Origin of the sequence: Paenibacillus sp. VTT E-133291, assembly GCF_002264395.1 — a bacterium.
Taxonomy (GTDB): Bacteria; Bacillota; Bacilli; order Paenibacillales; family Paenibacillaceae; genus Paenibacillus_AQ; species Paenibacillus_AQ nitricinens.
Genome location: NZ_NFVA01000017.1, coordinates 36,265 through 56,295, shown reverse-complemented (window position 1 = coordinate 56,295; position 20,031 = coordinate 36,265). Strand labels below are relative to the sequence as shown.

Below are 20,031 nucleotides of genomic sequence, written 5' to 3'. Positions count from 1 at the left end.
GCAAGGGAGTCCCTAGCCGCTATTATCAATGTTCCTTGTGTAGATATTAACCTGCAAGGAAAGGCTCGATAACCATAAAGAGCGTAGAGGCAATCATGGCGAACAACATGACGTAGATGAAGATTTTGAACCATTTATTACGTTGCATGAGTAACTCCTTTAGATTTAGTTTAAGTTAATTGCATGAAGATGGTCTTTCTGTACAACCATTGTAACGTATTCACGAAAGAGAGGGAAGTCCAGTGATTTCACAAGACAGATTGATTCAAGAATTTATGGAGCTTGTCCAAGTTGATAGTGAAACAAGAAATGAACGGCAGATTGCCGATGTGCTCAAGAGCAAATTTAACGCTCTTGGCTTAGAAGTTACCGAAGATGATTCCCAGGAAAGAACTGGACATGGAGCGGGTAATCTGTTCATTACCTGGCCGGCTGTGAACGTTGGATCTGCACCAAAGCTTCTGTTCACTTGCCACATGGATACGGTTGTCCCTGGACAAAATATCAAGCCTACGCTCGGCGCGGATGGATGGATTACAAGTGACGGCACTACGATTCTTGGTGCAGACGACAAAGCGGGTCTAGCTGCACTGTTCGAAGCGATCAGAGTGATTCAAGAGCAAAAATTGCCACATGGTCAGATTCAGTTCGTAATTACTGCGGGTGAAGAATCTGGATTGCTGGGTGCACGCTCGATGGATCCGAGTCACTTGGATGCAGACTTCGGTTTCGCACTCGATTCTAATGGTGAAGTCGGAGCGATTGCAGTTGCTGCACCTACACAAGCTAAGATTACGATGCAAATCTTCGGTAAATCTGCTCATGCAGGTGTTAATCCAGAAGACGGCATCAGCGCGATTCAAGTAGCAAGCAAAGCAATCGCTGCCATGAAGCTTGGACGGATCGACAACGAAACGACTGCGAATATTGGTAAATTCGCTGGCGGCGGACCTACGAATGTGGTGTGCGATCACGTTCAATTGGATGCAGAAGCACGGAGTATCGTGCAGGAAAAGGTTGGCGATCAAATTGCTTCGATGCGTGAAGCACTGGAGACCACTGTCCGCGAATATGGTGCAGAATGCGAATTCCGCAGTGAAATTATTTATCCAGCTTTCAGCTTTAATGAAAATGATCCATTGGTACAGCTTGCACAACGGGCTATCACTTCTATGGGTCTTACACCGCGTCTGTTCCACTCTGGTGGTGGAAGTGACGCTAACGTGTTCAATGGCTTAGATGTTCCGACCATTAACCTAGCTGTAGGATACGAGCATATCCATACCACTAAGGAACGGATTAAAGCCGAAGATATCGTTAAAGTGGCTGAGCTTGTAGTGAGCATTGTTAAAGAAAGCGTAAAGGGATAACCGTCTTATAAAATAGCAGAGCAGTGATCCTACCGAAATGGAGGATTGCTGCTCTGCATTTTTTATGGGGAGTTTAATACAGCCAGATTTAGCCTTATGAAGAGGTGCGTATAGGATTTAAAACATAACTCGAAAAAAAGACTGAGGTGCCCCAGCAGCCATTTCTTGGCTTTTGGGACACCCCTATATTCGGATGCACATGTATGATTAAATCCTAAAGGAAAGAATGAATTTACCCTGCTTTGGTTGGAATGAACTTGGATTGATCCTTTAGGGAGAGAATGTAGGAGAGAGGCATATCGGGCCCATACCGCTCTATCCACCTAGCTAAGATGGCTTTGATTTCCTCCGGTTTACCTACCATTGTAACTGCGGCTGAGCTTGTACGGCTGAAGATTTCGTTCATCTGAAATTCCTTCTTTCCCTTTAAGTTTGCTATAATACACCGTATGCACAATAGAGAAAAAGGAGACCAGAAACTTTATGGGAGAACAACATTTGCACAGCAAACCCGAGCTTGATGAAGTGACATTGTCTACCCAGCCTGTTTTTGATGGGAAGATTATTTCTTTACAGGTGGACACAGTGAGACTGCCTGATGGAAATACTGCCACACGTGAAGTTGTGAAGCATCCCGGCGCCGTAGCGGTGCTTGCTTTAAACAACAACAAAATGCTTGTTGTAGAGCAATACCGTCAGCCTATGCAACGCACTGAAGTAGAAATTCCGGCAGGGAAGCTGGATAAAGGTGAAGATCCATTAGTTGCGGCTGGTCGTGAACTTCAGGAAGAGACTGGCTTTCACAGTGGAGATCTGAAATTGCTTAAATCCTTCTATACTTCTCCCGGCTTTGCCGATGAGATTATTCATTTGTATGTGACTACTAATGCAAAGCCAGGGGATATGTCCCTGGACGAGGACGAATTTCTAGAAGTTTCGGAGCTTACCCTGGAGGAAGCGTATCAATATATGGCTGACGGGCGCATCGCGGACGCGAAGACGATGATGGCAGTGTATGCTTGGCATCTATACACGCTGACTGGCCAATGGAATTAACAACTGAACTGAAGAGCTTCTATTGCGATTTGCATGTTCATATTGGACGAACCTCGGAAGGACAAGCGGTCAAAATCAGCGGCTCCCGCGAGCTTACCTTTGCAGGCATTGCCAAAGAGGCTGCAGAGCGCAAGGGACTGGAAATGATCGGTATTATTGATAGTCATTCACCTGGCGTTCTACGTGATATGGAGCGTTCCTTGGAATCTGGAGAGATGACGTTAGCTGAAGGTGGAGGGATTGCTTACCGAGGGACTACGATCATTCTGGGAACAGAGATTGAAATCCGCGAGCCTGGGCGAAAAGAGTGCCATGTGCTTGCCTACATGCCGGACTTGGAGCGCATGACCGATTTTAGTGCGTGGATGAGCCGCAATATGCGGAATGTGAATCTAAGTTCCCAGCGCCTGTATGCTCCGGCTAGGGAGCTTCAGGATGAGATTTATGGGCGGGGAGGCATTCTTATCCCTGCACATATTTTCACGCCTCACAAGGGCTTGTACGGCTGTGCAGCGGAGCGTATGGCAGACATCTTTGATCTGGATCGCATAGCAGCAGTTGAGCTAGGGCTGAGTGCAGATTCGGAAATGGCGGGTTATCTTTCTGAGCTGGATGACTTTACATTCCTAACGAACTCTGATGCGCATTCACTGGGCAAACTAGGCCGTGAGTATAATGTCATGGCGTTGGCACGACCTTCTTTTGCTGAATTACGACTCGCACTAGAACGTAAGGAAGGGCGGAAGGTAACTGCCAATTTCGGACTTAACCCCCGGCTTGGTAAATACCACCGAACCTACTGCGGAGGTTGTGGCAGTATTATTGACGAAGCATATGTCACATCGGAACGCTGCCAGTATTGTGGCAGTCTTAAGCTGGTTAGAGGTGTATTCGACCGGATCTTAGATATTGCGGACCGCAAGACACCGATAGTACCTGCTGATCGTCCACCCTATCATTATCAGGTTCCGCTTGAATTTATCCCGGGGTTAGGGAAGGCGAAAATGAACGCGTTACTGCAAGCGTTTGGAACTGAGATGAACATTTTACATGGTTGTGGTGAAGCGGAAATTGCCAGCGTTATAGGTGCGGATTTGGCGTCGATGATCGTCCAGGCCCGCTCTGGAATTTTGGAGCTATCGGCAGGCGGGGGAGGAACATACGGTAAAGTCGTACAACCTGGAAAGTAGAGTTATTGTCCTAAGGACAAGTCATATCGCGGGACGTTTTCTCATATGGTGTAACATGTAACCGGAAAGGGGAACGTCTCGATGCGTAATTTAAGGCTGATGATGAAGGAACAGACGCCTCTGTATATTTTTGTCGGCGTATTATTTCTGGTAGGTGTTGTATTTGGAGCTCTTATCGTTAGTGCGCTTACGATGGATCAGCAACAGGAGCTGGGGGATTATCTAGGGAATTTCTTTGTAACGGTTGATCAGCAGGGTCTATCTGCAGCACCTGATTCGTACTGGAGTATAGCGGCCTTAAACTTAAAATGGATTGGGCTGATCTGGATCCTTGGATTATCAGTCATTGGGTTGCCGGGAATCTTGATTCTTGATTTTTTAAAAGGGGTACTGATCGGCTTTACAGTCGGTTGTCTAGTCAGTCAATATTCTTGGCACGGGATGCTGTTCGCACTAGTCTCTGTGGCTCCGCACAATCTGGTACTGATCCCTGTGTTGTTAGTAAGTAGTGCAGCAGCGATCGCCTTTTCCTTGCAGATGATTCGTAGCCGAGTGTTAGGACAACGCCGGACGCCAATAACTCGACCTTTTACGATGTACACGATATTGTCACTTGTGATGGCTCTGTTGATTCTGGGCATTTCTAGCTTTGAGACCTATGTTACGCCGATCATGATGCGCTGGGTTACACCTTCACTTGTACAAGCAGTGACTACCTTGGGCTTGCAGTAAAAGCGTTTGACTTCTCAAAGCGACACCCCCTATAATGGAAGAAGTGGTTTGAAGACCGGTGAGGTAATTTTCCAAGGGGGAGGGAGACAATGGAAGCTCGAATAGACAAAATTAAGCAACAGTTACAATCCCAAGGATACAAGCTTACACCCCAACGGGAAGCGACCTTAAGAGTGCTGCTGGAGAATGAGGAAGATCATCTTAGTGCAGAAGATGTTTTTATGCTCGTGAAAGAGAAAGCTCCCGAGATCGGTCTTGCGACTGTATATCGTACCCTGGAACTTCTTAGCGAGCTTCACGTCGTAGAAAAGATTAACTTCGGTGACGGTGTCGCCCGTTATGATCTGCGAACAGATACTGCAAAGCACCATCATCATCATTTAATTTGTGTGCAATGCGGTAGTATGGATGAGATTCGCGAGGATTGGCTAGGTCCGCTAGAAGAGCGATTGGAGAAAGAATTTAATTTCTCAGTGCTTGATCATAGACTTGATTTTCATGGGATATGCTATCGGTGTAGCGATAAGAATAATTCAAACGGAAATCCGTCCTAAGTCATCTTATAATGAAATTCACTTCATAAGCTCTCCCCGGTTTTTTTACCGGAGAGAGCTTTTTAAATGATTGGTCTATTGGAGGTATACATATCAGTCCGTTTTAGTGCATAAGGTGAAGGACGAGCAGATCTTAACTGTATGTTAAAGGGAGGCGTCCTTATGATCGTTTCTGTGCCCAAAACCGTTCGAAAGCTGTATTTTATGATCATGTTTGTAGCTCTAAGCTATTTACTTTACAGTGCTATGAGCTGGCTTGGTGAATGGATCAGTCCGATAGAGAATTATGGAATTCCTGAAGGCACTGCTGTTCGGGCTTTTGATCATGCCGATCGTGGTGATGATGGTCTGGATACAAGACAGCGTTTGCGCTTCTATTACTGGTATGGAGAATGAAAGCTTCTCAGGAAGCAGGAACAAGCGAGAAGAATGTCGAAGAAAACAAGGTGGATTCATGCAGCGTATACTAAATGTACACATCTGCAGAGCCCTCATGCTGAATGTGCTGCAGGAAGTCACTATGAGTAGCTGCGCCAGGACAGGAGCGTGAAATAATGAAGTCACACTTGCAGCCGTTTTTACATTATTTGTCCGGAGATAAAGGCTTGTCCCCGAATACCCTGGAATCTTACGGTAGGGATGTATCGCAGTTTCTGGAGTTCGCTGAAGAGCGGGGGGCTAGTCAGCCTGATGAGATCCGAAGATCGCATGTGATATTATATCTTGGCTCATTACGCGGAGCTGGCCGAGCAACTGCAACATTGAACAGGAACGCAGTGTCCCTCCGTGCTTTTTTTCATTACTTGCTGAAGGAACGTTTGATTGAGCAGGATCCAACATTGGACATGGAGACCATGAAGCCTGATAAGAAACCTCCTATGGTGCTTACCATTTCGGAAATAGAGCAATTATTGGCTGCGCCGGATGTAAGTACGCCACAAGGGATGCGCGATAAGGCTATGCTGGAATTACTCTATGCAACAGGTATTAAGGTCTCTGAATTAATCTCACTTAACGTGGATGATGTGCACACGGATATGAAATTTGCGCGTTGTACAGGAACTTCTGGAAAGGAGCGGGTAGTTCCCATTGGCACCCTTGCAGCTGAGAGTGTATCGGCTTACACTTCACTGATGCGGGACAAGCTGCTTCGTGATCACCAGGAGGAACCAGCCATGTTCCTGAATAGTCTAGGCGGAAGATTAACCCGGCAAGGCTTTTGGAAAATCATAAAAAAATATGCGCGGGAAACAAACATTGAGCAGGATATTACACCGCATACACTTAGGCATTCCTTCGCAGCCCATTTACTGGAAGGCGGAGCAGATTTGCGTTCCGTACAACAAATGCTGGGTCATGCCGATATTTCGACGACTCAGATTTATAACGGTATAGCCCGTAAGAATATGAAGGAAGTATATGAGAGCCACCATCCTAGAGCTCGATAATTCTGCTGTAAAGATGCTTTTTGTGAGTAAGATGGTTATGATGGAATCATACTGAAAGGATAGACTGGGGAATGATCCGCAGGTTATCTTTTAGCAGAAACGGATACCTGATAAGCGGTACATTGTATCGCTAGCTTCGGAAGCGTATGTCTTCTGGAAGACGGTACAGCCGTTTCTTCTTGTTGGTACGAAAGAATATCTATACTAAAAAAGGAGTGAAGACAACAATGTCCTCATTTAAACGAATTGGTTTTATTGTTCTAGATAGTGTTGGTATCGGTGAAGCACCAGATGCTGCGGATTTCGGTGATGCTGGGTCGCACACGCTTGGTCATATATTGGATCGTGTTCCTGGTTTGAAGCTTCCTAATCTACAGAAGCTCGGGTTAGCTAATATTGCTCCGTTGCCACCACTAGAGCCTGTAGCTTCACCAACAGGGTATTACGGAAAAATGCAGGAAGTATCTGTAGGCAAGGATACGATGACCGGACACTGGGAGCTAATGGGGCTGAAGATTGAGGTTCCTTTCAATACGTATCCTGATGGTTTTCCAGCAGAGTTGATTGAGAAGTTCGAAGCGGCAACTGGTCGTAAGGTAATCGGTAATAAACCAGCTTCCGGTACGGAGATTCTTGTTGAATACGGTGAAGAGCAAATGAAAACCGGTGCTTGGATTGTCTATACCTCTGCGGACAGCGTGTTCCAGCTTGCTGCACATGAAGATATTATTCCGCTTGAAGAACTATACAGTGCTTGTAAAATAGCCCGTGAGCTGACAATGGCTCCAGAATTCTCGGTGGGTCGCGTGATTGCTCGTCCGTATGTTGGAGAACCAGGGAACTTCGTTCGGACACCAAACCGGCATGACTATGCGGTGAAGCCGCCGGAACCAACGGTAATGAACGCGCTTGCTGATATTGGTAAGGATGTTATCGCGGTTGGTAAGATCAACGATATCTTTACAGGAGAAGGGGTTACAGCTTCTTATCCAACGAAGAGCAATGAACATGGAATCGAAGTTACTATTGAGCAGCTTCGTCAACCGTTTGACGGTTTTCTGTTTACGAATCTGGTGGATTTTGATTCTTTATATGGACATCGTCGGGATCCAGAAGGTTATGGCCGTGCACTGGAAGTATTCGATCAGGCGTTGCCTGAGATTCTATCCACGCTTGGTGAAGATGATCTGTTGATTATTTCTGCAGACCATGGTAACGATCCGATCCATAGTGGAACTGATCATACCCGTGAATACGTGCCGCTCTTAATCTATAGCCCACGGTTTAAACATCCGGAAAGTTTGGGCATTCGTGAAACCTTCTCTGATGTAGCTGCAACCATTGCTGATAACTTTGGTGCAAAGGCGCCGCAGTATGGGACAAGCTTTTTAGCGAAACTGCAATAAAAGGGTTGCTCCGCAACATCAATGAAGGAGGATCATCCATGAGCGCGTTAACACAAAAAGAAATTCAAGAAGCAGCCATTTATATAAAAGACAAATGTCCGGTGGCTCCGGAAATTGGATTGATCCTTGGTTCAGGTCTCGGTGTGCTAGCAGACCTTATTACTGATGGAGTAAGTATTCCATATGATGAGATTCCTCACTTTCCGGTATCTACTGTAGAGGGACATGAAGGCGAGCTATTAATTGGTATGATCGAAGGCCGCCGAGTTGTGATGATGAAGGGCCGCTTTCATATGTATGAGGGGTATGGGCCAGAGGTAACGGCATTCCCAGTACGGGTTATGAAAGAGCTTGGTATAGCCAGTTTACTAGTGACGAATGCAGCTGGTGGAGTGAACACTGATTTCACACCGGGTGATCTTATGCTTCTTACGGATCATCTTAATATGACTGGACGGAATCCTTTAATAGGACCTAATGATCCTGCACTTGGTGTGCGCTTCCCAGATATGTCGACCGCCTACAGTCGCCGCCTGATCCAGGTAGCGAAGGAAACGGCAGCTCAGCAGAATTTCGAGTTCAAAGAAGGCGTATATGCAGGTCTATTGGGCCCTTGCTACGAAACGCCTGCTGAAATCGTAATGCTTCGTACGCTAGGCGCCGATGCTGTGGGCATGTCTACTGTATCGGAGACCATTGTTGCTCGTCATGCAGGTATTGAGGTATTGGGCATCTCCTGTATTACTAACATGGCCGCGGGAATCCTGGATCAACCACTCAATCATGAAGAGGTGATGGAAACTGCAGAACGTGTGCGTGAACGTTTCTTGAAACTGGTCTTAGGCTTTATTCCGAAAATGTAATTTGGGATACTTCATATTGAATTACTGGAGGTCATATCTATGATTCAAGAAATTATGATTGAGCCAATGACGCATGAACAGGTTGTAAAAGTACTTAATTTGACGAAACCAAAATATATCGGATTTGCTCGCGCAAATGTCCGTGAAGAGCAGGTGTAAGATGAGAGCTGTCGATATTATTCAGAAAAAAAGAGACGGTGGAGAGCTTAGTCGTGAGGAAATATCCTTCTTAATTCAGGGTTACAGTAAAGGTGAAGTTCCTGATTATCAGCTTTCTGCTTGGGCCATGGCGGTTTATTTCCAAGGTATGAACGCACGGGAGACCGGTGATCTAACGATGGAAATGGCGATGTCCGGTGATCAAGTGGATTTGAGCCCAATCGCAGGCATTAAGGTGGATAAGCACTCCACAGGTGGAGTGGGAGATAAAACAACCGTGGTGCTTGCACCGTTGGTAGCCTCTGCTGGAGTACCCGTAGCGAAGATGTCCGGCCGCGGACTTGGGCATACAGGAGGTACACTTGATAAGCTGGAGTCGATCACTGGTTTTTCTGTAGAGATGGATCGCGAGCGATTCTTCGATCAAGTAGGGGAGATCGGAGCTGCGGTAATCGGACAGTCAGGCAACATTACACCTGCAGACAAAAAGCTGTATGCCCTTCGGGATGTAACAGCAACTGTTGAATCCATCCCTCTTATTGCAAGCTCAGTGATGAGCAAGAAGATTGCAGCGGGTGCAGACGCCATTGTACTGGATGTCAAAACCGGCAGCGGTGCTTTTATGAAGACGCTTGATGATTCTATTGCGCTTGCCCAGGCTATGGTGGATATCGGCACCCATTTGGGTCGTAATACCGTTGCGATCATCAGTGATATGGATCAGCCACTGGGTTTCGGGATCGGAAATGCGCTGGAAATTAAGGAAGGAATCGAGACCTTGAAGGGTCATGGTCCTAAAGACTTGCAGGAAGTATGCCTTATTCTGGGCAGCCAGATGCTTGTTCTTGGCGGTAAAGCCAAGGATGAAGCGGAGGCTCGTTCGATTCTGATGACACATATTGAAGATGGCACAGCGCTGGAGAAATTCAAACAGATCGTGAGTGCGCAAGGCGGAGATGTTTCGCAAATCGATGATCCGGAGAAACTCCCTGCTGCTAAACGATTCATTGAAGTGAAAGCGAAGACTAAGGGTTACATTGAGGGGATTCAAGCAGAAGAAATCGGCATTGCTGCTATGTTGCTTGGTGCAGGACGTGAAACCAAGGAATCTGTAATAGATTTGGCTGTAGGTATTCAACTCTCTAAAAAAGTTGGAGATGCTGTAGAGATTGGGGATACACTTGCAGTATTGCATATCAATGATGCCAGTGATAAGAAAGTAGAGGAAGCTGAGGGCAAGGTATTAGAAGCTTACCGCATTACTTCTGAATCGGTTCCACCATTACCACTGGTATTCGCGCTTGTTACGAAGGATGGGGTAACACGGTACTAGCCAAGTAAATATAATTATTGTCATGATAAAGACCTGAAATAGACAGTAAAACAGCGAGCCTCCCGTAATAGGAGGCTCGCTGTTTTATGTTTTTGACGGAGCAGCTACAAAATGCTTATCGATAAGATTGAAAATCTGAGAAGCCCCGCTGCTTGTATTACATAATACGACCACAGTTTCTCCACTAGCTGGATAGATAGCCGATCGGAAGGAAACGCCGGGATCGTAGCCCATAATGTGAAACTTGAACACTTTTTCTTCTCGGAGGGTGATCCATACACCATAACCATAATAGCCTTCACCATCCACATGTATGTGGGGAGTAAGCAACAATGAAGTGAGTACTGGACTCAAAAGGGTATGGTTCATTAGCCCGTTCCAAAATAACTGCATATCGGCAGCGGTAACGAAAGCTCCACCGTCAGCGCCTCCTTTTACCGGGATTGAATAGATGTTGCTTCTCCAGCTACCGTTCTCTTCCTCTATGTATCCTAGTGCACAGTTGGCTGGTAAGGCATCTAACGTAAAGTAACCGGATTGCTCCATTCCGCAAGGCTTAAAGATGTGAAGCTCCACATAATCGGAAAAGGACATTCCACTTAAATCCTCCACCAGAAGACCTAGCACGATATATCCGGCATTGTTGTAGTGGAATCGTTCACCAGGGGTCCACATCATGGGGAGGTTTCGAAACATCGGTACAAAGTCTTCCAGCTGCCGTAAAGTATACATAGGTTGTGTCTTCCACAATTCTTCGAAGTCATCCATGATTGTTTCATCAAAATAATCTGGAATCCCAGAGTTATGCGTAAGCAACTGATGTATGGTGATTTCAGAACTAAAGAGAGGGAACTCTTCCTTTTTCAGATAGTCTGATAATCTGCTTTCGAAAGAAATCAATCCCCTTTCGACCAGTTGAGAGACGGCAATTGCTGTGAATATTTTACACCCGGAAGCGATCCCGAACCGAGTATGAATATTGTTTTCGCGCTTATCCGACTTATTGGCATAACCGTGACAGCTGCTGGCAATTTCTTTATCATATTGTTTTGCTAGTACTACGCCTGAGAAATCGTTCTGTTTTACTTCTGTTTCAATATAAGTTTCAGTGGGTTCATTCGTATTTCTCCTCTGTAAGACAGTTATAGGTTCATAGATAGCATTCGTGAAAGCCTACGATTTACCTTTAAAAGTCCTAAAATGAGAACGAAAAAAATGGGAATACTTTAAATTTGAAATATTATTTAATCTCCCCTATAATAAAAATGCTCTGCAACTGCTGCTGGGCTTTTTTTAATTGATGACATCCTTCCTTCTTGAGATAAATAATTGTGGTTATTTCCTTAAAAATGGAATAATTTCCACCCTTTCTGACGAAACTGGAACACAGTACCTGTGATATGAAGGTTAACGTTCAGGAGGGGAACCATTGTGAGAAAAATGCGTTTTGCTGTGCTTGTGGTCTGTATCGCTGTATCGGTTCTAGGACCTATGTCAGGCGCTTATGCAGAAGAAAAAACCAAGGACTCTGGCAGTAATGCTGCCGCTGTAGACCTCGCACCGGGAGCACGTTCTGCTATTTTGATGGACGCTGGTACCGGAACCGTTATTTATGAGAAGAACAGCCATGATAAGCTGCCTCCCGCAAGTATTACGAAGATTATGACGATGTTACTGACGGTGGAAGCGCTGGATGAAGGAAGACTGCAGCTGACTGATAAGGTGAGAACAAGTGAATATGCGGCTTCTATGGGCGGATCACAGATTTTCCTGGAGCCTGGTGAAGAAATGTCGGTAGACGATATGCTCAAAGGTATCGCTATGGCTTCTGGTAATGATGCTTCTGTGGCGATGGCGGAGAAAATAGCTGGTTCAGAGAGTGCTTTTGTCGATCTGATGAATAAACGTGCAGAGGAGCTGGGTCTAAAAGATACCCATTTTGCCAACTGCAACGGTCTTCCAGCCGCCAATCACTATTCCTCAGCTTACGATATTGCGGTCATCAGTCGTGAGCTTTTGAAGCATGATCAAATTATAAAATATACCGGTTCCTATCAGGATTACTTACGTAAGGATTCAACCAAACCGTTCTGGCTGGTGAACACGAACAAGCTGGTGCGTTTCTACACTGGTGCTGATGGTTTGAAGACAGGTTATACTGCAGAGGCAAAATTTTGTTTGTCTGCTACAGCAGCAAGAGATGGCCTACGTGCTGTCGCTGTTGTACTAGGCGAGCCGAACACAAAGACGCGCAATAGTGAAGTCTCAGGCATGTTCGATTACCTGTTCTCGCAATATAAAGTACACACGATCCACAAAGAAGGGGATGCGATCGGCACCCTAAAGATTGAAAAGGGCGTAAAATCCGAGTTACCGATAACAGCCAAAGAGACGTACAGTGTTCTTTTGAAAAAAGGTGTGACTCAAGAAGGCATCCGCCACGAACTAGTATTACCGGAAAGCGTGAAGGCTCCAGTAGCTGAAGGTCAATCTGTGGGTAAGCTGGTGGTCTACCAAGGAACCCAAGTGATTAAGGAATATGATTTAAAAGCAGGGGAAGCTGTGGCGAAAGCGGGCTGGTGGAAGCTCTTTAAGCGCACAACTGGCTCGATGTTCGGCGTAGATTAAAAACAGTTTTTTTGTAGATTACCCCCATGTACTCTGTAGATTCATAGGGGTTTTCTTCTAGTTTTGTCGTGAGGCAGGATTCCTGATTTGCCGCGTAGAAAACCTTGTCCTTGAAGGGAATAGGTACTGTCTTTCAAGGTCAGTTTTCAAAGCAACGAAGAGGAGAGTGGCAAGCATGAATTCTCATGTGGAGATGGAGCATCACAGGGGTGTGTTGATTGTCCGTTTATCAGGGGAGTTGGATCATCACGCAGCCGATTTTGTAAGAATGGATATGGATGAAGCGATTATGCGTGGTCAGGTATCGCATTTAGTTCTTAGTCTTAAGCAACTGCAGTTTATGGACAGTTCAGGCCTAGGCGTAATTCTGGGAAGGTATAAACTGATCCACAGTAAAGGTGGAAAAATGGTTGTGTGTGATGCAACGGCACCTGTGAAGCGGCTGTTGGAAATGTCTGGCCTGTTCAAAATCATGCCCCTATATGACGACGAGAGTACTGCACTCTCGGATTTGGAGGTTGCGTTATGACAAATAGTAAGGCTGGTAACTTCATGAACGTGCAGTTCGCTGCACGCTCGGAGAACGAATCGTTCGCGCGTGTAGTCGTAGCGGCGTTCGTTTCCCGGCTTGATCCTACGATGGACGAGCTGAATGATCTGAAGACAGTCGTGTCGGAAGCGGTCACCAACTGTATTATTCATGGGTATGATAGTGATCCGGAAGGTATTGTGACCATTTCGGCATCGTTGGACAACGAAACGGTACATCTAACCATTGAGGATCAAGGACGCGGCATTGAGGATTTGGAGCTGGCGCAACAGCCGCTGTATACCTCTAAGCCAGAGCTGGAGCGGTCGGGCATGGGCTTTACTATTATGGAGAATTTCATGGATGAATTTGAAGTCACTAGTGAACCGGGACACGGTACTTCTATCTCAATGAAGAAAACCATCGTCTCGAAAAAAGCTTTATACAATTAGGGGTTGGAGCCATGGATGCAGAGTCAAAAAAAGCTCCGCCGACCTATTTGGACGATGCGGAGGTCAAACGTCTTATCGCGCTCAGTCAGGCCGGAGATAGTCTTGCCCGCGACACGCTTGTAAGCTGTAATATCCGACTGGTCTGGTCGGTGGTGCAGCGGTTTATGAACCGCGGGTATGAGCCTGACGATTTGTTCCAGATCGGTTGCATTGGACTCTTGAAGTCCGTTGATAAATTTGACCTCAGCTATGAGGTCAAGTTCTCCACTTATGCAGTGCCGATGATTATCGGTGAGATTCAGCGTTTCCTTCGTGACGATGGCACCTTGAAGGTCAGTCGCTCCCTTAAGGAAATGGCTAATAAAGTTCGTAAGATGAAGGACGAAATGTCTAAAACGCTTGATCGTCTGCCTACGATTGGTGAAGTTGCGGAAGCGCTAGGGGTTACACCCGAAGAAGTGGTATTCGCCCAAGAAGCCAATAAGCCACCGACTTCTATTCATGAAACGGTGTTCGAGAATGATGGAGATCCAATCACGCTGATTGATCAAATCGCTGACGAATCACAGGAGCGTTGGTTCGATAAGCTGGCATTAAATGAAGCTATCGGAGGCCTCAGTGAACGTGAACGTCTGATCGTCTATCTTCGCTACTATCGTGATCAAACGCAGTCGGAGGTCGCTAGTCGTCTAGGGATCTCTCAAGTGCAGGTATCCCGGCTGGAGAAGAAAATATTGCAGAATATCCGTGAGCAGATTGCTCAATAGTAGGATAAAGTTATTCATGTAATGACGCTTATAAATTAGCGAATTAGAACAAAAAGCCGCCCCGAAAAGGGGGGGCTTTTTATGTGGAGGTGATCTCAATATGGATTCACTCGGTGACGAGAATGTGATCACATGGTCTTTGGATATGGAAGAAAATCTGCTGACGATGTCGAATATTTTAGAGGAATGGGTTGGTTGCACAAGTAAGACTAAACCGCACAACCCTAATTTTTTGCGGGAACTTGTGAATGTAGCGGATCTTGATCGATATGATGCCTACATGGAAAGATTAAATGCTGGTCATATCAGTTGTCTTGAGTATCGGATGCAACTACCTGCTAAAGGACTGAAGTGGGTTCAAAGTATTGGCACGCCAATCCTGAATAAGGAGAGCAAGGTTTGCCGAATAGATGGAATTATGCTGGACATTACTGAACAAAAAACGGCGCAAATTCAATTAGAAAGCACCTTTTCTTTGTATCAACAGATGTTCTCTAACCTTGACGTGGCGATTTGGTCTTTTGATTATGTTGCAAAGAAAGTATTGTTTGTATCGGATGCGGTTCACAATATCACTGGTTATTCCGTTGAACAGGCGAAAGAGGATGATTTTTGGTTCCGTATTGCGCATAAAGAAGAAAACCCCCTGATTCAAGAGATAATATCATCGGTTGGTCAAGGGATTCCACAACTTAGTGAATATCGGATTATCCACGCAAGTGGCGAGCCTCGATGGCTACAGGTCAGAATCATACCCAGTCTAGATGAATCCCAAGCGGTTGTTCGGCTAGACGGGATCTTGGCAGATATCACTGAAAGAAAGTTAATGAAGGAGGCATTACTCAAAAGTGAACAGCGCTATAAATCCTTATTTGACTATAACTCAGACGTCGTATGCGAGGTGAATCTGCAAGGTAATATTTTGGCAATCAATTCCGCAGCAGAGCAAATTACTGGAGAAGCTTTAAATATGGTCGGAGAGAACTTGTGCATCACGAATCTATTTGGAGTAGAAAATATACTGAGGATGTCGGATTTTTTTGAAAGAACAGTACGGGGATCTGCTCAGCACTATGTTGTTGCCTCTTCGCGTAAGGATGGAACAGTGAGCCACTGGACTATGAAAAATATCCCTATTTATGTGAATAGTCGTATTGTAGGTGCTTTTGTGGTCGCTAAAGATATAACATCAACAGTAGAAGTAGAACATAAGCTGGCACAGCGTGAAGCAGAGTACAGACTTATTATTAATAACATGAAGGATATGATGGGGGTACTGGATCAGAAAGGAAATTTCATTGTAGCCTCGCCTTCCTGCGAAACCCTAATCGGTATTCCTGTAGGGCTAATCAAAGACACTACCATACTTAAGTATATCGATCCAGATGAGCAAGAAAGCTTGCGTGAACAGATATTAAATATTTTTCGGACAAAAGCAAGCAAGATGTTTTACAATCGTTTTATTCACACAAAAGGTTATATCTTAAATTTAGAATGTCTTGCCACTCCTGTTCTAGATGAGGATGGAGAAGTAATAAGTATCGTAATTGTAGCAAGAGACATTACTAAGAGAGTCCAAATGGAAAATGAATTAAGGGAAAGCGAGGAGTTCAATCAGCAGCTGATCAAGATGTCGCCTGAAGCGGTTGTTCTGCATAGCGATTATAAGTTTGTTTATGTAAATTTCTCTTGTCTTGGATTATTTGGAGTTAGCGATGAGAGTCAATTGATTGGTAAAAATATTTTCAATTGGGCGCACCCGGAGTATCTGCGGCTGTCGAAAGAACGCATGCGAGAGATCTATAAAGAACCCTATAAGATCATAGCTCCTATTGAACAAAAGGTCGTACGTTCGGATGGAACGATTATCGATGTAGAGGTAACAGCTAGCTCCATTTTGTATAAAGGAAAAGTCGCATGTATCTCTATATTTAGGGATATTAGCGATCGAAAAAAAGCAGATGAGGACAGAGAACATACAGAGCAGATTATACGAGAGAGTGAGGAACGGTATTTTCGTCTGCAAATGAGTCTCGATCAGTTCTCCCAAGATCTTTTTGGTGTGATGAAGATTAGTCATATGGAGCAGCGGTTGCTTAGAGAAGTCAGAGAAACTCTGCAGATAACAAATATAAAATTTATCGCAGTTGAATCTAACCATGATAAATTATGTGAAATTATAGAGACTGAGCAAGGGTATTCACTCAAGATCGGGGAGTCCAGAGGAAAAAGCTACTTGTTGTCGATTAACGAGAAGACGCTTTTACTAGAAATCGGTTCTATTCGAGTGTGGCTGGAGACGATTACCCGTTATGTCAGTGTTCTCTTTGATCATTTTTTGCTTATCGAAGATTTAACGAAGGATCTTGAGCTAGCAGCTTCCAAGCAAGTGGCGCCTACATGGCTTCTCCGATTTATGTTTAATTTATCCGAGAATGAGCGAAAAAGACTTGCTCAGGACTTACACGACTCAGCGCTTCAAGAACAGATTATCTGGTATCGTAAGTTGGATCTACTGTTAGGTGAAAAATCCATCAATGGGGATCTTAGGGAACTGCTAGAACAGATTGCAGAAGGGTTACTAGATGTTATTTATCAACTTCGGATTATTTGTAACGAGCTCAGACCTCCTGCATTAATCAATGAAGGTCTTATCTCCTCGCTGGAGACGTTGTTTGAATTTACGCAGCTACGTACCAACTATCAGATTTATTTCGAGTCTGAAGGATTCACACATAAGTTAGATGATGAAGTGCTTATAGGCCTGTACCGTATTGTGCAAGAACTTTTGGCTAATGCAGCAAAGCATTCTTTTGCGACAGAAGTACGCATCACCTTAGCTAGTGAAGACAATCATATTCATTTGGATTATAAAGATAACGGAATCGGAATGAATTTATTTGGTGAGGATTCACTTACAAGTATGGGGATTTATGGGATGAAGGAAAGAGTTCGAAGTATGGATGGGACAATAGTATTTCACTCGCCAGATAAAAAGGGATTAGCGGTCAATATATCTATACCTGCAGATTAATCATGCGGCATAACAATTGGATAGAGGGGTAGTCATAGGCATGATTCAAATATTGTTAGTGGATGATCATCCATCTGTTATGGAAGGGACTAGAATGATATTAGAGCAAGAGGGAGACATGAAGGTTACTCTAGCTAATTCAGCGAATGAAGTGCTTGAAATGGTGAGTAGTCATTCCTTTGACGTAATGTTATTTGATCTTCATATCGCGGATGTGAATGGGATTGATTTGGCGAAGCAAGTATTAATAATGAACGCGGATGCGACTATCTTAATCTACACCGGATATGAATTTACTAACAAATTTAACCTGATGATCGAATCGGGGATCTTTGGGTTTATTTCAAAAACAACCAATAGAGAGCAGTTGATTACAGCGGTACGATGTGCATTAAGAGGGGAAGTCATTCTACCGCGGACCTTAGTAAAGCAGTTAAGAAAAGTACCTCCTAAAGGTTTAGAGATCAATGATGAACAAGCAACCTCCATGATTAGCAAAAGAGAACATGAAATGCTGACGGAAATTGCAAAAGGAAAAAGTAATAAGGAAATAGCGGAGATTGTGCTTATGAGTCAGCGGTCACTAGAATATAGTTTAACGAATTTGTTCCAAAAGCTAAATGTGAAATCTAGAATTGAAGCGGCTATAAAGGCTAAACGGCTCGGAATATTGAAGGAATCAGATTTTACTAATTCATTGTGAAAATACGTAACAATTCTATAGATTGAAATCCCGATCACTAGATAGTGAGGCGGGATTTTTTGTTTTGCGCGTCATTGCGGAGGTACGCAATAATTTTGCGTGCTCACGCCATTTATTTTCGGTTACCATATTCTGCTTACCGTTTATGATGAAATAGTTCCTAAGAATTACTAAAAATTGACTAACGTAATGAGGTGCAGAAGGATGAAATGGTTTTATAATTTGAGAACAGCAGTGAAGCTAATCTCAGCATTTGTGTTGGTATCAGTCATTTTATGCTTTGTAGGATTCTATGGAATAAGTAATTTGAGTAAGATGGATGAGTCCATCGAGGATATGTATAAAAATCGCTTAACACCGATTGCCTATCTCGGTGAAGCGAATGAACTTTTTTTAACGAATAGGATAAACATCCGGGATATAAATACGATGGCCCAAACCGAGGTGAAGAAAAAAGAATATCGGGATAAATTACATAAGAATGTCCAAAGCATTGAAGACATCATGAGTAAATATAGTAAGACAAGATTGAGAGAAGAAGAATTAGAGAAAATGAAGGATTATCCTGAGATCTGGCAACGCTATACCACCAGCGTGGATCATGCAATTGAATTGGATAAGAAGATCATTAGTAATGAAGAATATACGAATTATTTGCTGACAGGCGATTTACAGCTGGCCACTACGGAGATGACGAATTTCTTGCAAGGTTTAATTGACATCAATATGAAGCAGGCACAGGAATCCAGTGATAATGCGAATGAATTATATCAATCCTCTCGGTTGATTACCTTTAGTGTTACTATCATTGCACTTTTAATCAGCGTGGGTTTTGGCTATCTAATCTCGCAAATTATAGCACGGCCTCTTAATCAAGTGATGCGCCTGCTAGGTAAAGTAGCCAATGGAGACTTAAGCGAAACATCGAATCTGAATTCTAAGGATGAGATCGGCAAACTTGCGAATTCTGTGAATGAAATGGTTCTGAACTTAAGGCATACTGTGGGGGGGATTTTGTCCTCTGCAGAAAGTGTCTCGGCGGCAGCACAGCAAATATCAGCAAGTACTGAGGAAGTAGCTAGCGGCAGCATGAGTCAAGCAACTGCAGCGCAAACAATGAATGAGTTGTTCCGGGAATTGTCTGAAGCGATTAATTCAGTAGCTCAGAGTGCAGAGCAAGCCTCAGAGCTGTCAGATCATACGATGCGTATTGCTCAGGATGGAGGTGCGGTGGTTACTGACTCCATTCAAGGGATGACGTTACTTAACAACCAAATGTCTAGACTAGAAGAAGGCTCAGATAAAATTGGTGAGATCATTGCGGTCATTGATGATATTGCAAAACAGACAAATCTGCTGGCTCTTAACGCAGCTATAGAAGCGGCTCGTGCTGGTGAACAGGGCCGAGGTTTTGCCGTTGTAGCGAATGAAGTAAGAAAGCTAGCAGAGCGGAGCAGTGAGGCTACTAAGCAAGTCACGGACATTATTAAAGAAATGCAGAAAAATACGCAGCATAGTGTAAAGGCTGTAGTCGAAGGCGTAGCTTTTTCACAAAAAAATGGGGAAGCCTTTGATCATATTCTCTCTATGGTGAACGATACCGCTCATAAAGTAACAGAAATCGCTGCTGCCAGTGAAGAACAGGCCGCGCAGTCATCAGAGGTGTTGTACTCGATCGAGAGCATATCGGCAGCAACGGAAGAAATGGCGGCAAGCAGTAGTGAAACGGCAACGACGGCTAATGCATTAGCACAGCTTGCGGAGGAACTAAATGCACTCGTATCTATTTTTAAAGTTAAATAAACAG

General features: G+C 44.4%; 20 protein-coding genes. 17 read left to right on the top strand and 3 right to left on the bottom strand.

Annotation, left to right across the window (positions count from 1 at the left end; all coding sequences use genetic code 11):
- Positions 1-46 precede the first annotated feature (46 nt).
- Positions 47-148, bottom strand: coding sequence for a stressosome-associated protein Prli42 (gene prli42 / locus CA598_RS10050; RefSeq protein WP_094872112.1), 102 nt, complete (start codon positions 146-148; stop codon positions 47-49).
- 94 nt (positions 149-242) lie between these two features.
- On the opposite strand from prli42, the gene CA598_RS10045 reads away from it, so the two are divergent.
- On the top strand, positions 243-1,370 hold the full coding sequence (locus tag CA598_RS10045; protein WP_094872114.1) for a tripeptidase T: 1,128 nt from the start codon (positions 243-245) through the stop codon (positions 1,368-1,370).
- Between the two features lie 232 nt (positions 1,371-1,602).
- Here CA598_RS10045 and CA598_RS32245 read toward each other — a convergent pair whose 3' ends face one another.
- Positions 1,603-1,776, bottom strand: coding sequence for a hypothetical protein (locus tag CA598_RS32245; RefSeq protein WP_179281665.1), 174 nt, complete (start codon positions 1,774-1,776; stop codon positions 1,603-1,605).
- Positions 1,777-1,853: 77 nt separating this feature from the next.
- On the opposite strand from CA598_RS32245, the gene CA598_RS10040 reads away from it, so the two are divergent.
- The 9 genes from CA598_RS10040 to CA598_RS10000 all read left to right on the top strand — a co-directional run bounded on the left by CA598_RS10040 (position 1,854) and on the right by CA598_RS10000 (position 10,111).
- A complete protein-coding gene (locus tag CA598_RS10040) occupies positions 1,854-2,426 on the top strand; it encodes an NUDIX hydrolase (RefSeq protein WP_076299537.1) in 573 nt (190 codons plus the stop codon).
- On the top strand, positions 2,417-3,616 hold the full coding sequence (locus CA598_RS10035) for an endonuclease Q family protein (RefSeq protein WP_094876418.1): 1,200 nt from the start codon (positions 2,417-2,419) through the stop codon (positions 3,614-3,616). Before CA598_RS10040 ends, CA598_RS10035 begins: the two co-directional genes overlap by 10 nt.
- An 81-nt stretch (positions 3,617-3,697) precedes the next feature.
- Positions 3,698-4,348, top strand: coding sequence for a stage II sporulation protein M (spoIIM, locus tag CA598_RS10030; protein ID WP_094872118.1), 651 nt, complete (start codon positions 3,698-3,700; stop codon positions 4,346-4,348).
- An 89-nt stretch (positions 4,349-4,437) separates the two neighbouring features.
- Positions 4,438-4,902: a ferric iron uptake transcriptional regulator gene (gene fur, locus CA598_RS10025; RefSeq protein ID WP_094872120.1), complete on the top strand. Its 465-nt coding sequence runs from the start codon at positions 4,438-4,440 to the stop codon at positions 4,900-4,902.
- 162 nt (positions 4,903-5,064) lie between these two features.
- Positions 5,065-5,298 (top strand): DUF4227 family protein, encoded by a 234-nt coding sequence (locus tag CA598_RS10020; RefSeq protein ID WP_042129742.1) that lies wholly within the window; start codon positions 5,065-5,067, stop codon positions 5,296-5,298.
- A gap of 158 nt (positions 5,299-5,456) precedes the next feature.
- On the top strand, positions 5,457-6,350 hold the full coding sequence (gene xerD, locus CA598_RS10015) for a site-specific tyrosine recombinase XerD (protein WP_094876417.1): 894 nt from the start codon (positions 5,457-5,459) through the stop codon (positions 6,348-6,350).
- Positions 6,351-6,577: 227 nt separating this feature from the next.
- Positions 6,578-7,756: a phosphopentomutase gene (gene deoB / locus CA598_RS10010; protein WP_094876416.1), complete on the top strand. Its 1,179-nt coding sequence runs from the start codon at positions 6,578-6,580 to the stop codon at positions 7,754-7,756.
- A gap of 38 nt (positions 7,757-7,794) precedes the next feature.
- Positions 7,795-8,619, top strand: coding sequence for a purine-nucleoside phosphorylase (locus CA598_RS10005; protein ID WP_076284512.1), 825 nt, complete (start codon positions 7,795-7,797; stop codon positions 8,617-8,619).
- Between the two features lie 160 nt (positions 8,620-8,779).
- Positions 8,780-10,111: a pyrimidine-nucleoside phosphorylase gene (locus tag CA598_RS10000; RefSeq protein ID WP_094876415.1), complete on the top strand. Its 1,332-nt coding sequence runs from the start codon at positions 8,780-8,782 to the stop codon at positions 10,109-10,111.
- An 84-nt stretch (positions 10,112-10,195) separates the two neighbouring features.
- Here CA598_RS10000 and CA598_RS09995 read toward each other — a convergent pair whose 3' ends face one another.
- The gene (locus tag CA598_RS09995; protein ID WP_094876414.1) at positions 10,196-11,209 is read right to left on the bottom strand and encodes a serine hydrolase domain-containing protein; all 1,014 of its coding nucleotides are present in this window, start codon (positions 11,207-11,209) and stop codon (positions 10,196-10,198) included.
- Between the two features lie 393 nt (positions 11,210-11,602).
- On the opposite strand from CA598_RS09995, the gene CA598_RS09990 reads away from it, so the two are divergent.
- The 7 genes from CA598_RS09990 to CA598_RS09960 all read left to right on the top strand — a co-directional run bounded on the left by CA598_RS09990 (position 11,603) and on the right by CA598_RS09960 (position 20,027).
- Positions 11,603-12,739: a D-alanyl-D-alanine carboxypeptidase family protein gene (locus CA598_RS09990; protein WP_256989916.1), complete on the top strand. Its 1,137-nt coding sequence runs from the start codon at positions 11,603-11,605 to the stop codon at positions 12,737-12,739.
- Between the two features lie 175 nt (positions 12,740-12,914).
- Entirely contained in the window at positions 12,915-13,268 is a 354-nt protein-coding gene (spoIIAA, locus tag CA598_RS09985) for an anti-sigma F factor antagonist (RefSeq protein ID WP_094872130.1), read from the top strand.
- Positions 13,265-13,720 (top strand): anti-sigma F factor, encoded by a 456-nt coding sequence (spoIIAB, locus tag CA598_RS09980; RefSeq protein ID WP_042129726.1) that lies wholly within the window; start codon positions 13,265-13,267, stop codon positions 13,718-13,720. Before spoIIAA ends, spoIIAB begins: the two co-directional genes overlap by 4 nt.
- Before the next feature lie 11 nt (positions 13,721-13,731).
- Complete coding sequence (gene sigF / locus CA598_RS09975) at positions 13,732-14,487, top strand: RNA polymerase sporulation sigma factor SigF (protein WP_042129724.1); 756 nt, start codon at positions 13,732-13,734, stop codon at positions 14,485-14,487.
- A gap of 100 nt (positions 14,488-14,587) precedes the next feature.
- A complete protein-coding gene (locus tag CA598_RS09970) occupies positions 14,588-17,521 on the top strand; it encodes a sensor histidine kinase (RefSeq protein WP_094876413.1) in 2,934 nt (977 codons plus the stop codon).
- Between the two features lie 40 nt (positions 17,522-17,561).
- A complete protein-coding gene (locus CA598_RS09965) occupies positions 17,562-18,224 on the top strand; it encodes a response regulator transcription factor (RefSeq protein WP_094872133.1) in 663 nt (220 codons plus the stop codon).
- 204 nt (positions 18,225-18,428) lie between these two features.
- Positions 18,429-20,027 (top strand): HAMP domain-containing methyl-accepting chemotaxis protein, encoded by a 1,599-nt coding sequence (locus CA598_RS09960; protein WP_094872135.1) that lies wholly within the window; start codon positions 18,429-18,431, stop codon positions 20,025-20,027.
- Positions 20,028-20,031: the final 4 nt, after the last annotated feature.

What these genes read in the sequence shown, in the direction of transcription:
- prli42 (WP_094872112.1), bottom strand. Translation starts at nt 148, where the DNA reads ATGCAACGTAATAAATGGTTCAAAATCTTCATCTACGTCATGTTGTTC.
- CA598_RS32245 (WP_179281665.1), bottom strand. Translation starts at nt 1,776, where the DNA reads ATGAACGAAATCTTCAGCCGTACAAGCTCAGCCGCAGTTACAATGGTA.
- CA598_RS10040 (WP_076299537.1), top strand. Translation starts at nt 1,854, where the DNA reads ATGGGAGAACAACATTTGCACAGCAAACCCGAGCTTGATGAAGTGACA.
- CA598_RS10035 (WP_094876418.1), top strand. Translation starts at nt 2,417, where the DNA reads ATGGAATTAACAACTGAACTGAAGAGCTTCTATTGCGATTTGCATGTT.
- spoIIM (WP_094872118.1), top strand. Translation starts at nt 3,698, where the DNA reads ATGCGTAATTTAAGGCTGATGATGAAGGAACAGACGCCTCTGTATATT.
- fur (WP_094872120.1), top strand. Translation starts at nt 4,438, where the DNA reads ATGGAAGCTCGAATAGACAAAATTAAGCAACAGTTACAATCCCAAGGA.
- CA598_RS10020 (WP_042129742.1), top strand. Translation starts at nt 5,065, where the DNA reads ATGATCGTTTCTGTGCCCAAAACCGTTCGAAAGCTGTATTTTATGATC.
- xerD (WP_094876417.1), top strand. Translation starts at nt 5,457, where the DNA reads ATGAAGTCACACTTGCAGCCGTTTTTACATTATTTGTCCGGAGATAAA.
- deoB (WP_094876416.1), top strand. Translation starts at nt 6,578, where the DNA reads ATGTCCTCATTTAAACGAATTGGTTTTATTGTTCTAGATAGTGTTGGT.
- CA598_RS10005 (WP_076284512.1), top strand. Translation starts at nt 7,795, where the DNA reads ATGAGCGCGTTAACACAAAAAGAAATTCAAGAAGCAGCCATTTATATA.
- CA598_RS10000 (WP_094876415.1), top strand. Translation starts at nt 8,780, where the DNA reads ATGAGAGCTGTCGATATTATTCAGAAAAAAAGAGACGGTGGAGAGCTT.
- CA598_RS09990 (WP_256989916.1), top strand. Translation starts at nt 11,603, where the DNA reads ATGTCAGGCGCTTATGCAGAAGAAAAAACCAAGGACTCTGGCAGTAAT.
- spoIIAA (WP_094872130.1), top strand. Translation starts at nt 12,915, where the DNA reads ATGAATTCTCATGTGGAGATGGAGCATCACAGGGGTGTGTTGATTGTC.
- spoIIAB (WP_042129726.1), top strand. Translation starts at nt 13,265, where the DNA reads ATGACAAATAGTAAGGCTGGTAACTTCATGAACGTGCAGTTCGCTGCA.
- sigF (WP_042129724.1), top strand. Translation starts at nt 13,732, where the DNA reads ATGGATGCAGAGTCAAAAAAAGCTCCGCCGACCTATTTGGACGATGCG.
- CA598_RS09970 (WP_094876413.1), top strand. Translation starts at nt 14,588, where the DNA reads ATGGATTCACTCGGTGACGAGAATGTGATCACATGGTCTTTGGATATG.
- CA598_RS09965 (WP_094872133.1), top strand. Translation starts at nt 17,562, where the DNA reads ATGATTCAAATATTGTTAGTGGATGATCATCCATCTGTTATGGAAGGG.
- CA598_RS09960 (WP_094872135.1), top strand. Translation starts at nt 18,429, where the DNA reads ATGAAATGGTTTTATAATTTGAGAACAGCAGTGAAGCTAATCTCAGCA.